The sequence below is a fragment of the Mycolicibacterium nivoides genome, from assembly GCF_003855255.1.
Lineage (GTDB): Bacteria > Actinomycetota > Actinomycetes > Mycobacteriales > Mycobacteriaceae > Mycobacterium > Mycobacterium nivoides.
The window spans coordinates 1,960,175-1,974,112 of record NZ_CP034072.1 but is presented as its reverse complement, the minus strand read 5'-3'; the positions used below and the strand labels follow the sequence as shown (position 1 = coordinate 1,974,112).

The window sequence follows — 13,938 nt, the reverse complement described above, 5'->3', positions numbered from 1 at the left end:
CTGTTTCCTGCTCGGCGCCGTGAGCCGTCGGCGCGAACCCCTGATGGGTACTGCGAGCGGCCCTTTAGTCTGGAATCGGACGCACGAACGGAGCAAGGGGACACGCATGAAGGTAGTGCTCGGTTATGACGGGTCGCTCGCGGCCAATGCGGCGATCAGAAGTGGTGCCGCATTGTTCCCAGCCGCCGATGCCGTGGTCGTCTATCTGTGCACACCGCCGTTCGGCAGCAAGGGGTTGCGCGCCCGGTTGCGCCACTCGGCGCGCAACGTCGACGAGCTGATCGATCTGGTCGACCGGGAAAGCGACGGTGAGGCCGCCCGGCTGGTCGATACCGGTGTCACCCTGGCGCGGGCCGCAGGCTGGAATCCCGAGCCGCTGGTCAAGCGCACCTGGGCGGGAGAGGGCCTGGGGTTGGCGCAGGTGGCCGAACAACTCGGACCCGATGTGTTGATCGTCGGCGCCCGAGGGCTCGGTGCGAGCGACTCGAAGCTGGGCAGTGTCTCGGACCTCGTGGTGCACCATGCGGCCCGCGCGGTGCTCGTGGTGTCCCAGAACATGATCTCGGCTGAATACGACGCGTTGGCCGATGGGCCCGTCGTGGTCGGTGTGGACGGCTCAGCCGGTGCGGAGCGGGCGCTGAGCGCGGCCCACACCCTGTTCCCGACCCGCGAGGTGGTCACTGTCGGGGTGGATGACGGCAGTGCGGTCGACGTTGCCGCAGACCAGCCGGCACATCGCGTGCCGAGGTTCCGCGGGTCCGGTGCCGGTGCCACCGCTGATGCGCTGGTCGCCTTCGCCGAAGATCAACGGGCCGGGGTTGTGGTGGTGGGCTCGCGCGGCCGGTCGGCGCTGAAGAAGGTGCTGCTCGGCAGTGTGGCTGCCGCGACACTGCAGCGCACGTACCGGCCGGTCCTGGTGGTGCCGGGCGGCTAGCGGCTCACCCGGCGGCACCGGGGGTCACCGTCCCGATAGTTCAGCAACCCACTGGATCCCACACCTTGTTCGACCGCACAGTGGTCAGCCGGTAGTCGGTGACTCTGATGTCGAACAGTCGCGCACCCAGATCCCGCGCGCGGGACAGGGGATCGGTCGGGTCGCATGCGATCTCTCCGCGGCTGTTGGCATTGCCCACCACCACTCCGGCCAGGCTCTGGTCGAGATACCTTGTCAGCTCCTGGAATTGGGCGATGACTCCCGCCGTGGCCCCGACGTAGCTCTCTTCGCAGGAGATCAGCACGCCGACGGTCTTGTCGGTGATGCCTCCGACCACCTGCTCCTGTTGCGGCGCACTGTTGGCGGTATAGCAGAACAGCCGGTCGAAGACCGTCTTGAGCCGTGCCGGCATGCCGTAGAAGTACAGGGGCATCGCATAGATGATGCCGTCGGCAGGCAGCATCTTGTCTAGGAGGAGCGATTCGTAACGGTCGGCGAGCGAGCAGAAGCCGGCTGCCGTTCGGCAGCTTCTGCAGTTGTCCAACATGCGGTCCACGTATTGGTCGAGGAACACATGCTCCACTTCGTGGCCCACTGATTCCGCACCGGCGCAGGCGGATTCGGCCAGCAGGTGGGAGTTGCCGTCCTCGCGCGGGCTCGCGCTGATCACCAGAACTTTCATCGACTCGCTTCCATGGCTGTGGACGCGCGCACCACCACACGCGTCGGGATCAGGGTTCGTGTGCTGTCCAACGGTGGCAGTTGGCAGTCGGGGTCCTTTCGTGCGATCAGATCGGTCAGGCTTTCCACTGCCCGCGCCCCGATGTCCCTGGGGTGCAGGAAGACTCCGGTCACCGGAGGATTGGTGACTCGTAGGATCGAGCTGTCGACGGCGCTGGCCAACGCCAGCTCGCCCGGCACCGACACCCCCGCTTCGCGGGCCGCGTCCAGTAGCGCGATGGCGCACTCGTCGGAGCTCGTGTAGATGGCGTCGGCGGGGGAGGGCCCGTTGCGCAGAGATGCCAGCGCCTTACCCATTTCGGTCGGTGACGCCTCGGCCACCGCGACCGACGCCGGCCGGACGTTGTTGGCGTTGCACCATTCCCCGTAGGCGTGCTGAATATCGCGGATGTAGGACCGCGACGTGGTGTCGGTGATGATGGCGGGTTGCGAACGTCCCTGGGCGGCAAAGTGATCGAAGATTTCACGGGCGGCCGCCTCGTGATCGTTGTCGACGACGAAGCAGGGCCGGCCCGCCGCGACGACCGGTTCACCGGTGGTGACCACCGGGTACTGGTCGGCGAAGGACGACTGCAGGAACTGTTCGGAGCCCTTGGGGTCGACGATGATCATGCCGTCGACACCGAAGCTTCGCATCGACGATGCGTCCACCCCGGGTGACACGACGATGAGCGCGTACTTCGCGTCGGTGGCCGCGGCGGCGGCCCCGTTGATCAATTCGAGGAAGTACTCCGACTCGGACTTGGGCACCAGTGCGGTACCCCGCCCGTTCGCGTCGAGGTCGGGCATCTGGATCGCGATGATCCTGCTGCGGCGCGTGACAAGTTGCTGGGCATGGGCGCTGGCCGTGTAGCCGAGCCGCTGGGCGACCTCGAGCACCCGGTCCCTGGTCTCCGGTGCGACGCGACCGCGGCCGTTGAGGACGTGCGACACCGTCGTTGGGGACACGTTGGCGTAGCGCGCCACGTCCTTGATGTTTGCCACTTGCGCTGCTCCATCTCCCGGTCGGTTGACCTTGTTGTGCTTGCGATCACATTTGACCCTTGACCCGTCGCGAGCCACTGCGCTACGGTTCCATACCAGCATAAGCCAAAACGTTTTGTCAAACGGAACTTCCGCTCATGTCGGGCAGCAAGCTCAGAAGATCCGTTTGTTCAGCTCGTTGTGCCCAACATATGCCAAAAGGTTTTTGCACACCAGCTGTTCCGCCGGATCCAGAGAAGGGACGACCGCATGAGCCAGACCGCTCACCCATCGGTGACCACCACGGACGCAAACGCCGCGGCGTTGGAGAACCTGTTCACCGCCGAACCGCGGCTGACGGGAGTTCGTCCCGCGATCGAGGAGGTCGCCGGGATGCGGCGCGATCTCATCCTGACTTCGGGTCCGACCCTGCCCTTCGCCGCCTACACCGGTGGCCAGCGTGACGGCCTGCTCGGTGCTGCGATCTACGAGGGTTTCGCCACCGACCGCGCCGGCGCCGAACGGGCGTTTGAACGCGGCGAGGTCGTCGTCGCCGGCTGCCAAACGCTGGGTGTGGTGGGCTCACTGGCCGGCGTGACCACCGCGTCGATGCCGGTCCTTGTCGTCGAGGATGCCGGCACCGGCAACCGCGCGTACTGCACGCTGTACGAGGGTGACACCGCCGACCGGCTCAACTACGGCACCTACAGCGACGACACCCGCATCAACCTGGACTTCCTGCGTGACCACGTGGGCCCAGCGCTGGACCGGGTGGTACGGGCGCACGGCGGCGTCCTGCTCAAGCCGATCATCCAGCGGGCGTTGACCATGGGCGACGAGCTGCACAGCCGCAATACCGCGGCGACGACGCTGTTCACCCGCGCGCTTCTGACGGCGATCACCGCGGCCGATGCGGAGGACGCCCGGGTGCTGGCCGATTACCTCTCCGGCGGTGACTACTTCTTCCTGCGTCTGGCGATGGCCGCGGCGAAGGTGATGGCGGATGCCATGCGAGGCAGCGGCGCCAGCAGCCTGGTCACATCGATGGCTTTCTCCTGCAAGGAGTTCGGTGTCCAAGTGGCCGGCCTCGGGGACCGCTGGTTCTGCGGTCCGCTGCCGACTTTCGAGGCTGCGCGGCTGTACCCGGGATTCACCGAGAAGGACATGGAGTTCATGGGTGGCGAGAGCGTCATCACCGAGGTCGTCGGACTCGGCGGCGTGGCGCAGGCCGCCGCCCTGCCACTGCAACGTTCCAGCGGAGGCAACGCCGCGACCATGATCGCGCGCACGGTCGAGATGTACGACATCTGTGCGGGCGAACATCCCGACCTGCGCATCCCCGCCCTGGACTACCGGGGCACCCCCGTCGGATTCGACGTGCGGCGCATCGCCGCGACCGGCATCACCCCCTACCTCGACATCGGTATCGCCGGTGCCGGAGGCGGACAGATCGGCGGCGGGGTCGCGCGTGCCCCGCTGGAACCATTCCTGCGCGCAGCCGAAGCCCTCATCCACATCACAAAGGAGAGAAACGCATGACCGACACCATCTTCGAACGCAACGACACCTTGTACAGCCTCGATCCCGAGCATTCGCGTGTTGCGAAAGAGCTTGGTGCTCAAGGTGTCAAGTACGCCATGGCGAACTGGATCGACGTCCTCGGCCGGCCCAAGTCGAAAGTCGTCCCGATGACGCACTTCGCTGATCTGGTCGCCGGCGCCGAGCGGTACACGCCCCGCGGATTCGGCGGTATCGGCAACATGAACCCCACCGAGGACGAGGTGGTCGGGGTGCCGGACCTGAGCACTCTGAAGATCCTGCCGTGGGATCGCCGGTATGCATGGATGATCGCCGACATGAGTTATGGCGGCCGCGAACCTTTCGCGCTGTGTCCGCGCAACGCACTGCGTGGGCAGGTCGAAGCGGCTGCCGCGCAGGGCTATTCGGTGCACCTGGGTGTGGAGCCCGAGTTCTACGTGTTCCGGCCGGAATCCCTCGAGGGGCAGCGTGACCGGCTGGTTCCGGTCGCGCGCAGTGGATCGCTCAAGCCCTCACCGGCCTACGACGTCGAGGCGACCCTGGATGCCTCGGAGTTTCTCGACAAGCTCGTCGGCTACCTCAGCGAGCTCGATTTCGGTGTCTACGCGTTCGGCCACGAAGGCGGTGACGGGCAGTACGAGCTCAGTATCGGCCACGCCCCGGTCCTGGAGATGGCCGACCGGATGACGCTGTTCCGCTTCGCGGTCAAGCAGATCGCCAAGGAATGCGGCCTGCTCGCAAGCTTCATGCCCAAGCCGTACGCCAGCATGTGGGGATCGGGTGCACACCTGAACATGAGCCTGGTGGACCTTGAGACCGGACGCAATGCGTTCCGGCTCGGTGACACCGCGGGGGAGTGGACGCAGACCACCTACCAGTTCATCGCGGGCGTCCTCAAACACGCGCCCGCGTTCACCGCGCTGGGCAACCCCACCACCAACTCCTATCGGAGGCTCACACCGCGGCTGGCCGACGGCCAGATCTCCTGGGCTCCGACGCGCGTCAGCTACGGATCGAACAACCGCTCGTGCACCGTGCGGCTGCCGCAGAACCGGGCGTGCATCGAATACCGGGCCGCGGACAGCGCCGCGAACTACTACTTCGCATCGGCGCTCATGATCGCCGCCGGCCTGGAAGGCATCCGGGAAGGCCTGGATCCGGGGAAACCGCTCGAGCAGGCGTCGCACAACTCCGATGCGCCGGTACTACCCCGCACGCTGTTGGAGGCGGTCGAGGCCTTCCAGGCGGATCCCTTGGTGCACAAGACGTTCTCACCGGCGTTCGTCAGCGAGTACACGGAGATGAAACTCAAGGAGTGGGAGTCCGACCACCTGTTGGTCTCCGACGCTGAACGCGCAAGGTACCTGCTGGAACTATGACAGTCGTCGGCGTTGTCTGTGGCCTCGGTCCCGATGGCTTCCTGGCGAGCCACCGGACCCATATCGACGCAGTCGTGCGGGCCGAAGGTGTACCAGTTCTGATCCCCGCGACGCTCGAGCCCGCGCGGGCGCTGCGGCTGGCCGATCGGATCGACGCGCTGTTGCTGCTGAGCGGCGGGGATATCCATCCCCGCCGCTACGGCGAAACCACCCGGGCCACGCTCATGGGTGTCGACGAGCAGCGAGATCAGGTGGAACTCGCGATCCTCGAACGATCGATCCGGCGTGGCATCAAGACGTTCGGAATCTGCCGCGGCGCACAGATGCTCGCGGTGGCCCACGGCGGGCGGTTGCACCAGGATCTGCGTGCCTACGGTGTGCGCAAGCACATGGTCGACACCGTCGACGGGGGATACGCCTCGATCCGGCACGGCGTCGAGATCAAGCCGGGATCACTGGCAGGCGAGTTGTTCCCGAACCTGATCGAGGTGAATTCCCAACACCACCAGGCAGTTTCTGACACCGGATCGCTCACGGCGACTGCGTGGAGCCCCGACGGTGTCGTCGAGGCAATCGAAGGTGAGAACTGCTTCGGGGTCCAATGGCACCCCGAGCTCATCTACACCGAAAACCCAGCACATCTCAAGCCATTCGAATGGCTCGTCCGAAAGTGACAACCGCATGGTAGACAAGGACTTTGACAAGGGCCTGGCCACTGCGTCCCGCCTTTCGCTCCCGCGCATGGAGCAACATGGCATCGATTTCATCCCCGAGGGCGAACGACGCTCGCGGCCCAGAAACCTCTACATTCTGCTGCTCGGCGGCAGCATGACGTTCGGGTTGTTCATCATCGGCTGGTACCCGATCGCGTTCGGTCTGGGGTGGTGGTCGGCTGCGACCGCCATCATGGCCGGATCCGCGGTCGGGGCGGTGTTCCTCGGCCTGTCCGGTCTGATGGGCCCGCACTCGGGTACCAACAATCCGGTGTCCAGCGGCGCGTACTTCGGGGTGGCCGGTCGATTGATCGGATCGATTCTCGAGGGCACGGCCAGTCTGGCCTTCGCGGCCATCTCGATCTGGACCGGAGGCGACGCACTGGCATCGGCACTGATCCGGTTTTTCGACATGCCCGACAACGAGGTCGTGCGGCTGATCGCCTATGCGGTGCTGAGCATCATCGTCACCGTCATCTCCGTCTACGGACACCACAGCATGATGGCCTCGCTGAAGTTCATCCTGCCGACGGCCGGGCTGTGCATGATCGTCGGATTGTTCGTCTACAGCCGCGATTTCAGTGCGTCGTACGCCGGCACCGGACACTACGCGTTCGGTTCGCACCTGAGCACCTGGCTGGTGTCGGCGCTGCTGTGCGCGGCGACGGTGTCGTCGTACGCCGCCTATGCCGGCGACTGGACCCGCCATATCTCCCCGGCGAAGTACTCCGACCGCCGCATCGTGCTCACCCTGTTCCTCGGCGGCATCTTCGGAATGGGCGTCTGCTTCCTGTGGGGTGCGTTCACCTCGGCGGCGGCTTTCAACGCCGGCTTCGCCGACGCCGGCACACCGTTCGTGTTCGGCATCGTCAACGTGGTGCCGCTGTGGTACATCCCGGCCCTGCTCTACCTCGGTCTGGCCTCGGGAACCACGCAAGCCGTCATCAACACCTACGGCACCGGGCTGGACACCAGCGCCATCATCCCGCGGTTCAACCGCGTCCAGGCCACGCTGTTGGCGTGCGGGCTGGCGACCGTCCTGGTCTACGTCGGGCACTTCTACGACAAGATCGAGAGCGGCATGTCGATCTATCTGCAGCTGCTGGTGTGCTTCTCCATCCCGTGGGTGGTGATCGTGGTCTACGGGCACGTGAAGCGACGCGGGTATTACGACGTCGACGACCTGCAGGTGTTCAACCGTCGGTTGCGTGGCGGAATCTACTGGTACAAGGGCGGATTGAATCCACGAACGCTCGCCCTGTGGTCCGTCGCGGCGCTGGTCGGCATGCTGTTCTCGGTGAACGACGCCTATACCGGGCTGTTGGCGCCCTGGATCGGAGGCATCGACGGTGGCCTGATCGCCTCAGGCCTGGTGGCCCTGATCGGCTGCCCGATCATCCATCGGCTCTGGCCGGACGGCCCGGAAGTCTATGCGCCTGAACCCCTCCTGGCGCAGCCTCCGGCCGAGGGCGCTCCCGCCGCGGCGCTCGAACCCAGCTGAGCGCCGCGGACCGATCGGGCGGGCTACGCACGGTTGCGTAGCCCGCCTGATCTCGTGCGCGCTCTCGATGGCCGGACGTGGCCAACCGCGGGTCGCAGCCGGACCCGGTGGTGCCGGGCGGTCAGCCTCGGCGGCCCTGGCGCTCTGCCGCGCGTTCGGCCGCTCGGGAGTGCTCGGCGGCCGACACCACGACCGCGTCGGGGCCGGGATAGACCGTCGCCTCGTGGCCGGTGACCAGCCAGCGCACCACAAACGGTGGGGATCCGTCCTCGGTGCGCACCTCGAGGATCTCGGCGTGCTGTTCGTGCTGGTCGGTGGTGGTGCCTTTGACTACCAGGAAATCGCCGACATGGGCTTTCATCGTCCGCTCCCTTCGCCGTACCCGGCGGACACTCCTATCGTGCGCGCGTCGGGCCGCGGAAGGAACCGTGCGGGGAGATTCACACGGGAATGCCCGCGCTCATCCCGCTGTCTTGCCGGCATCGACGATGTAGACCGCGCCGTGCACGGCGGCGGCGTCGTCGCTGGCCAGGAAGGCGATGGTCTTGGCGACATCGGCCACGTCCATCATTCCGCGAGGCGCGGCGATCCTCATGATCAGATTCCAGTCGGCGTTCTCCGGTGCGGCGAACTCGGTGGTCTGCGGGGTGAGCATGCCGCCCGGGCACACCGCGTTGACGCGCAGCCGCTCCGAGGTGAACTCGATGGCCAGGGCACGGGTGAGACCGACCAGGCCGTGCTTGGCGGCGCAGTATCCCGCCGAGTAGACCTCGCCCTCGATTCCGGCGATGGACGCGACATTGACGATGTTGCCGCCGGCCTCCAGCAAGTGCGGCAGGGCCGCCCGGCACAGGAAGAACGGCCCGTTGAGGTTGACGGCGAGATCCTTGTCCCAGTCCTCGTCGGTCACCGACGCGGTGTGGCGCATCTGGTGGAACCCGGCGACATTGATCAAGGCGTCGAGGCGGCCGAACTTCTCGACGCATTGCGCCACCGCGTCGCGGCAGGCATCCGAGGAAGAGATGTCCACCGAGGCGTAGGCCCCGCCGGGCACGTCCTCGAACACCGTCGCCATCCGTTCGGCGTCGCGGGCGACACCGAACACCGAGGCGCCGCGGGCGGCGAACAGTTGGGCGACCGCCGCGCCGAGACCCGATGAGGCACCGGTGACCAACGCGACCTTTCCATTCAGAGCAGTCATGGCTCACACCTTCTCACGCGGCCTCGCGGGCGGAACCGCGGCCAGCAGGGTGCGGGTGTAGGAGTGCTCGGGGGCGGTGAACAACTCGGCGGCCGGGCCGTATTCGACCACCTCACCGGCCCGCATCACCAGCACGTCGTGACACATCCGGTGCACGACTGCCAAGTCGTGGGCGATGAACAGGTAGGTCAACCCCAGCTCGCGCTGCAGCCCGGACAACAGGTCCAGGACTCGCGACTGCACCGACACATCCAGGGACGCCGTCGACTCATCGAGGATGAGCACATCGGGTTCGGTGGCCAGCGCCCGGGCGATGCTGACGCGCTGACGCTGACCTCCGGACAGCTCGTGCGGATAGCGCGACGCGAAATCGGCAGGCAGGCCGACGAGTTCGAGCAGCTCGGCCACCCGCGCGGCGCGCGCCTGGCCCCCTGCGGCCAGCCGGTGCACGCGCAGCGGCTCACCGATCGCGGCGCTGACCCGGGCCCGCGGATCGAGCGAGGCGAACGGATCCTGGAACACCAAGCTGATCCGTCGGCGCAGTGCACGCCCGCCGGCGAGCACGTCTTCGCCGTCCAGGGTGGCGGTGCCCGCCGATGGTGTGGCCAGCCCGGTCAGCGCGGCGGCTACCGTCGACTTGCCCGAGCCCGATTCGCCGACGATCCCCAGCGTTGTCGCGCGCCGGAGCTGAAACGAGACGCCCTTGACGGCATGCACCGGGCCGTACCGAACATCAAGACCGTTGGCCTGCAACAGAACCGGTGCATCAGCCGGCGCGGGTTCGGGTCCCGCGCCGTCGAGCAACGGGCGGGCCGCCAGCAACTCGCGGGTATAGGAGTGCTGCGGGTGGTCGAACACCTGCAGGATCGGCGCCTGCTCGACGGCCTCGCCGTCACGCAGCACGGTCACCTCGTCGGCCACCTGGCCGATGACCCCGAGATCGTGACTGATCCACACCACCGCGGTACCGAAATCCCGCTGCAGATCGGCCACCAGGTCGATGATCTGGGCCTGGGTGGTGACATCGAGCGCGGTCGTCGGTTCGTCGGCGATGAGCAGTTCCGGATCGCAGGCCAGGGCGATCGCGATCATCACCCGCTGGCGCTGCCCGCCGGACAGTTGATGTGGGTACGCATCGAGCCGATCAGGGGAGAGCCCGACCGCCTCGAGCAGCTCACCGGCCCGCACCCGGGCCTGCCGCCGTGTCATCTTGCGGTGTGTCTCAAGGGTTTCGGTGATCTGGCGTTCCAGGGTCAGCAGCGGGTTCAGAGACGTCCCGGGATCCTGGAAGACGAACCCGATCCGGCTGCCGTGCACGGCCCGCAGAGCCCGGGCCGAGGCCCCGACCAATTGGGTGCCACCGGTCAGAAGGCTGCTCCCGGCGACCACCGCCCCCGGCGCGTCCAAAAGCCCCGTGGCGGACAGCACCGTCATCGACTTGCCGGACCCGGACTCGCCGACGATGCCGACGGTCTGCTCACGGTGCACCTCGAACGACACACCCCGCACGATCTCGCGGCGACCGATCGTCACCCGGAGGTCATCGACCTTCAGCACCGGCTGATTCATCCGCGGCCCGCCCTTCTCGCCTCGATCGAGGTCCGCTGTTTCGGATCGAGCACGTCGCGGAGACCGTCACCGAACAGGTTGAACGCCAACACCATCACGAAGATCGCCGCACCCGGGAACACCGCCATCCACCAGGCCAGCGTGACGAATCCCTGGGCGTCGAAGATCATCCGGCCCAGCGACGGTTGCGGTGGCTGGATGCCCAACCCCAGAAACGACAGCGCGGCCTCGGCCAGGATCGCGAACGCCAGCGACAGCGAGAGCTGAACGATCAACGGCCCGGCGATGTTCGGCAGGATGTGCCGAATCAGGATGTAGCCGTCGCCGGTGCCCATACTCCGCGACACCGCGACGAACGGCTCCACCCGCACGCCCAGCGCCGAGGCCCGGGCGACCCGCGCGAAGATCGGGATGTAGACGATCCCGATGGCCAGCATCGTGGTGGTGATGCCGGGGCCGAGGACCGCCACGATCGCCAGCGCGAGCAGCAACACCGGGAACGCGAACATGACGTCGACGACGCGCATCACCACGGTGTCGATCCAGCCGCCCCGATAACCGGCGAGCACACCGACCAGCACGCCGATCACCGCGGCCAGCGCGACGGAGACCACCGCGACCCGAAGCGAGGCCGCGATGGCCACCAGCACGCGGGAGAACACGTCGCGGCCGAGCTCATCGGTGCCGAACCAGTGCGCGGTACCCGGGCCCTGCAGCGCGCTGGGCACGTCGACGTCGTTGATGCCGTACGGGGCGATCCACGATGCGGACACCGCGACGACCAGCACCGCGATCAGCACCGCGGCGCTGATCGCGGTCACCGGATTCGACAACAGCAACCGCCAGGATGCGACCCTGGAATCCTCGGTGGTGGTCATGACAGCCGGATCCTCGGGTCGACGATCGCATACAGCAGGTCCACCAGCAGGTTGATCAGCAGGAACAACACGGCGATCAACAACACCGCACCCTGGATCACCGGATAGTCCCGTGCGGCAACCGAATTGAACACCAACCGGCCCAGGCCCGGCCAGGCGAACACCACTTCCACCACGATCACCCCGCCCAGGATCGTGGCCAGCTGGATCCCGGTGATGGTCAACACCGGCAGCAACGCGTTGCGCACGATGTGCCGGAAGGTGACCACCGGTGGCGCCAGGCCCTTCGACCGCGCGGTACGGACGTAGCCCATGGCGGCCACCTCCAGCACCGCCGAGCGCACGTAGCGCGTCATGATGGCGCCGGCCACCAGGCCGACCGTCAGCCCGGGCAGGACGATGTGGCGCAGCCAGCCGCCCGGATCTCCCAGCAGCGGGCGGTATCCCGAGGTGGGCAGCCAGCCCAGTGTCGAGGCGAACACGCCGATCAGCAGGATGCCCAACCAGAAATCCGGCACCGACACCCCGAACTGGCTGGCGACCCGCACGATCGCATCACTGACCCGGCCCTCCCTCAGCGCCGAGAAGATCCCGGCGGGCAGCGCGATCACCAGCGCGATGAGGATGCCGACCACCCCGAGGGACAACGTGGCCGGCAACCGATCCAGCAGGGTCACGGTGACCGGGTCGCCGTTGCGGAAGCTGACGCCGAGGTCGCCGGTCAGTGCCGAGCCGAGGTAGGAGAAGAACTGCTCGACGATGGGCCGGTCCATGCCGCTGGCCGCACGCAGAGCGTCGTAGGCCTGCGGTGTGTAGCGGGTGCCGAGTGCGATACGGACCGGGTCGCCCGGCACCAGGTGCACCAGGGCGAACACCACGATCAGGACCCCGATGAGCACCACCGCCGAGTACACCAGCCGCCGGGCCAGGAACTCCATGATCGGATGTTTGTCGCGGATCGTGCGCAAAGCCTGTTGGGTCAAGAGTTTTCACCTCGATCAAGGTCGGCGGTGCGGAACCGGACGGCGCCGTCGCGGCGCACCTGATACCCCGACAGGTTGTTGGCCCAGGCCTGGATCACCGACGGGTTGTACAGGTAGATGTAGCTGGCCTGATCGGCGATCCGCGTCGCGGCTTTGGCGTAGATGTCCTTTCGCTCGGCGACATCGGTTTCGGTGCGGCCCGCGTCCAGCAGGCGGTCGACCTCGGGGTCGGAGAACTTCTGCGCGTTGCTCGGGCCGTGCGTGTGGTGCTGGGCGTAGTAGAAGTCGTCCGGGTCGATGTTTCCCAGCCAGCCCATCATCAGCATGTCGAAGTGGCCGTTGTTCTGCTCGTCGAGCCAGGTGGCGAAGTCCACGGTGCGGATGTTCACCGTGATGTCAAGGGGCGCAAGGTTGTCGGCGATGATCTGAGCCGCGGTGACGGTCTCGGGGTACTCGCTGGTGACCAGCATGTCGAGGTCCTGGGGTGCGGCGCCGGACGCCTGGAGGAGGCTTCGCGCCTCGTTCACGTCGTAGCGGTAGCGCTGATAATCGGTGAACCACGGGCTGCCGCGCGGGATCGCCAGCTGATTGACCTCCGCGGTGCGGTAGCTGGTGGCGGCGGCGATCGCGTCACGGTCGATGCCGTATGCGATGGCCTCGCGAACCCGTGGGTCATTCCACGGCGGCCGGGCTTCGTTGAGCGCCAGATACCAGTAGTCGTTGCCCGGTGTGACCGCCAGCGTCAGCGAGTCGTCGTCGCGCAACTGGGCCACCCGCTGCGGCGGCACCGAATCCGTCCAGTCGATTTCGCCGGCCTGCAGCGCCGACAACGCCGTCGTCGGCTCGGAGATGAACCGGAACGTCACCCCGGACACCGGGGGAGCACCTCCCCAATAGTGCGGGTTGGCCGTCAGGGTGATGGAGTCGCCGCTGCGGCGGCCGGCGAACGAGAAGGGGCCGGTGCCGATCGGATGGGTGGCGATCTGCCCGCTTTCGACGTTGGCGCGTTGCACGATCGCCATGCCCTTGAACCCGCCGAGGTTGGTCAGCAGGTTCGGGGTGGGCTGACGGACGGTGATCCGCACGGTCGCCGGGTCGGGCGCGGTGACACTGCTGACGGCACTGAACTTGTCGACGTTGGTCAGCTGCTCGTCGATGATGCGGCGGTACGAATACACCACGTCGTCGGCGGTCAGCGGAGTGCCGTCATGCCAGCGCACGCCGTCGCGCAGGTGGAAGGTCCAGGTGAGTTGGTCATCGCTGACCTCCCAGGACTGCGCCAACGCCGGGCGCATCTGCAGGTCCTCGTCGGGCTCGACCAGGGTGTCGAAGACGTTCTCCAACACCTCGAACGAGAAATAGGCACTCGTCCGGTGCGGGTCGAGCTGATCGGGTTCCCCCGCGATGGCCGCGATGAGATTGCCCGACGATTCGTCGCCGAGGTCTACCCGGCTGCCGGTGGAACAGGCCGCCAGCACGAACACCAGGACTGCCGCCAACGTTTTTATCGCTGGTCGTGTGGTCACGATTACTCCAG

The 13,938-nt window shown here is 66.9% G+C and carries 13 protein-coding genes; 5 read left to right on the top strand and 8 right to left on the bottom strand.

The features are described from left to right. Positions 1-106 precede the first annotated feature (106 nt). Positions 107-934 (top strand): universal stress protein, encoded by an 828-nt coding sequence (locus EH231_RS09425; protein WP_124712290.1) that lies wholly within the window; start codon positions 107-109, stop codon positions 932-934. A gap of 40 nt (positions 935-974) precedes the next feature. Here the strand turns inward: EH231_RS09425 and EH231_RS09420 are convergent, their stop codons facing one another. After that, positions 975-1,616, bottom strand: a complete 642-nt coding sequence (locus EH231_RS09420) for a flavodoxin family protein (protein WP_090431431.1) — start codon at positions 1,614-1,616, stop codon at positions 975-977. Next, positions 1,613-2,659 (bottom strand): LacI family DNA-binding transcriptional regulator, encoded by a 1,047-nt coding sequence (locus tag EH231_RS09415; RefSeq protein ID WP_090431429.1) that lies wholly within the window; start codon positions 2,657-2,659, stop codon positions 1,613-1,615. The genes EH231_RS09420 and EH231_RS09415 overlap by 4 nt, the downstream gene beginning before the upstream one ends. 249 nt (positions 2,660-2,908) lie before the next feature. On the opposite strand from EH231_RS09415, the gene EH231_RS09410 reads away from it, so the two are divergent. Genes EH231_RS09410 through EH231_RS09395 form a run of 4 tightly spaced genes read left to right on the top strand, consistent with a single transcriptional unit; the run spans position 2,909 to position 7,770 of the window. Next, positions 2,909-4,177 carry a YlbE family protein gene (locus EH231_RS09410; protein ID WP_124712289.1) on the top strand — a complete coding sequence of 423 codons (1,269 nt, stop codon included), beginning with the start codon at positions 2,909-2,911 and terminating at the stop codon, positions 4,175-4,177. Next, the gene (locus tag EH231_RS09405; protein ID WP_090431427.1) at positions 4,174-5,556 is read left to right on the top strand and encodes a glutamine synthetase family protein; all 1,383 of its coding nucleotides are present in this window, start codon (positions 4,174-4,176) and stop codon (positions 5,554-5,556) included. Before EH231_RS09410 ends, EH231_RS09405 begins: the two co-directional genes overlap by 4 nt. After that, complete coding sequence (locus tag EH231_RS09400; protein WP_124712288.1) at positions 5,553-6,230, top strand: gamma-glutamyl-gamma-aminobutyrate hydrolase family protein; 678 nt, start codon at positions 5,553-5,555, stop codon at positions 6,228-6,230. The genes EH231_RS09405 and EH231_RS09400 overlap by 4 nt, the downstream gene beginning before the upstream one ends. A 7-nt stretch (positions 6,231-6,237) precedes the next feature. Further along, positions 6,238-7,770: a purine-cytosine permease family protein gene (locus EH231_RS09395; protein ID WP_124712287.1), complete on the top strand. Its 1,533-nt coding sequence runs from the start codon at positions 6,238-6,240 to the stop codon at positions 7,768-7,770. Between the two features lie 121 nt (positions 7,771-7,891). Here the strand turns inward: EH231_RS09395 and EH231_RS09390 are convergent, their stop codons facing one another. From EH231_RS09390 to EH231_RS09365, 6 genes are all read right to left on the bottom strand, one after another. Continuing rightward, a complete protein-coding gene (locus EH231_RS09390) occupies positions 7,892-8,131 on the bottom strand; it encodes a DUF1918 domain-containing protein (RefSeq protein WP_090431420.1) in 240 nt (79 codons plus the stop codon). 99 nt (positions 8,132-8,230) lie between these two features. Further along, positions 8,231-8,971 carry an SDR family NAD(P)-dependent oxidoreductase gene (locus tag EH231_RS09385; RefSeq protein ID WP_124712286.1) on the bottom strand — a complete coding sequence of 247 codons (741 nt, stop codon included), beginning with the start codon at positions 8,969-8,971 and terminating at the stop codon, positions 8,231-8,233. Between the two features lie 3 nt (positions 8,972-8,974). Beyond that, positions 8,975-10,540, bottom strand: a complete 1,566-nt coding sequence (locus EH231_RS09380) for an ABC transporter ATP-binding protein (protein ID WP_124712285.1) — start codon at positions 10,538-10,540, stop codon at positions 8,975-8,977. Beyond that, entirely contained in the window at positions 10,537-11,418 is an 882-nt protein-coding gene (locus EH231_RS09375) for an ABC transporter permease (RefSeq protein ID WP_124712284.1), read from the bottom strand. Before EH231_RS09375 ends, EH231_RS09380 begins: the two co-directional genes overlap by 4 nt. Beyond that, on the bottom strand, positions 11,415-12,356 hold the full coding sequence (locus tag EH231_RS09370; RefSeq protein ID WP_124714229.1) for an ABC transporter permease: 942 nt from the start codon (positions 12,354-12,356) through the stop codon (positions 11,415-11,417). The genes EH231_RS09375 and EH231_RS09370 overlap by 4 nt, the downstream gene beginning before the upstream one ends. A gap of 41 nt (positions 12,357-12,397) precedes the next feature. Then, entirely contained in the window at positions 12,398-13,927 is a 1,530-nt protein-coding gene (locus EH231_RS09365) for an ABC transporter substrate-binding protein (protein WP_164480823.1), read from the bottom strand. Between the last annotated feature and the right edge of the window lie 11 nt (positions 13,928-13,938).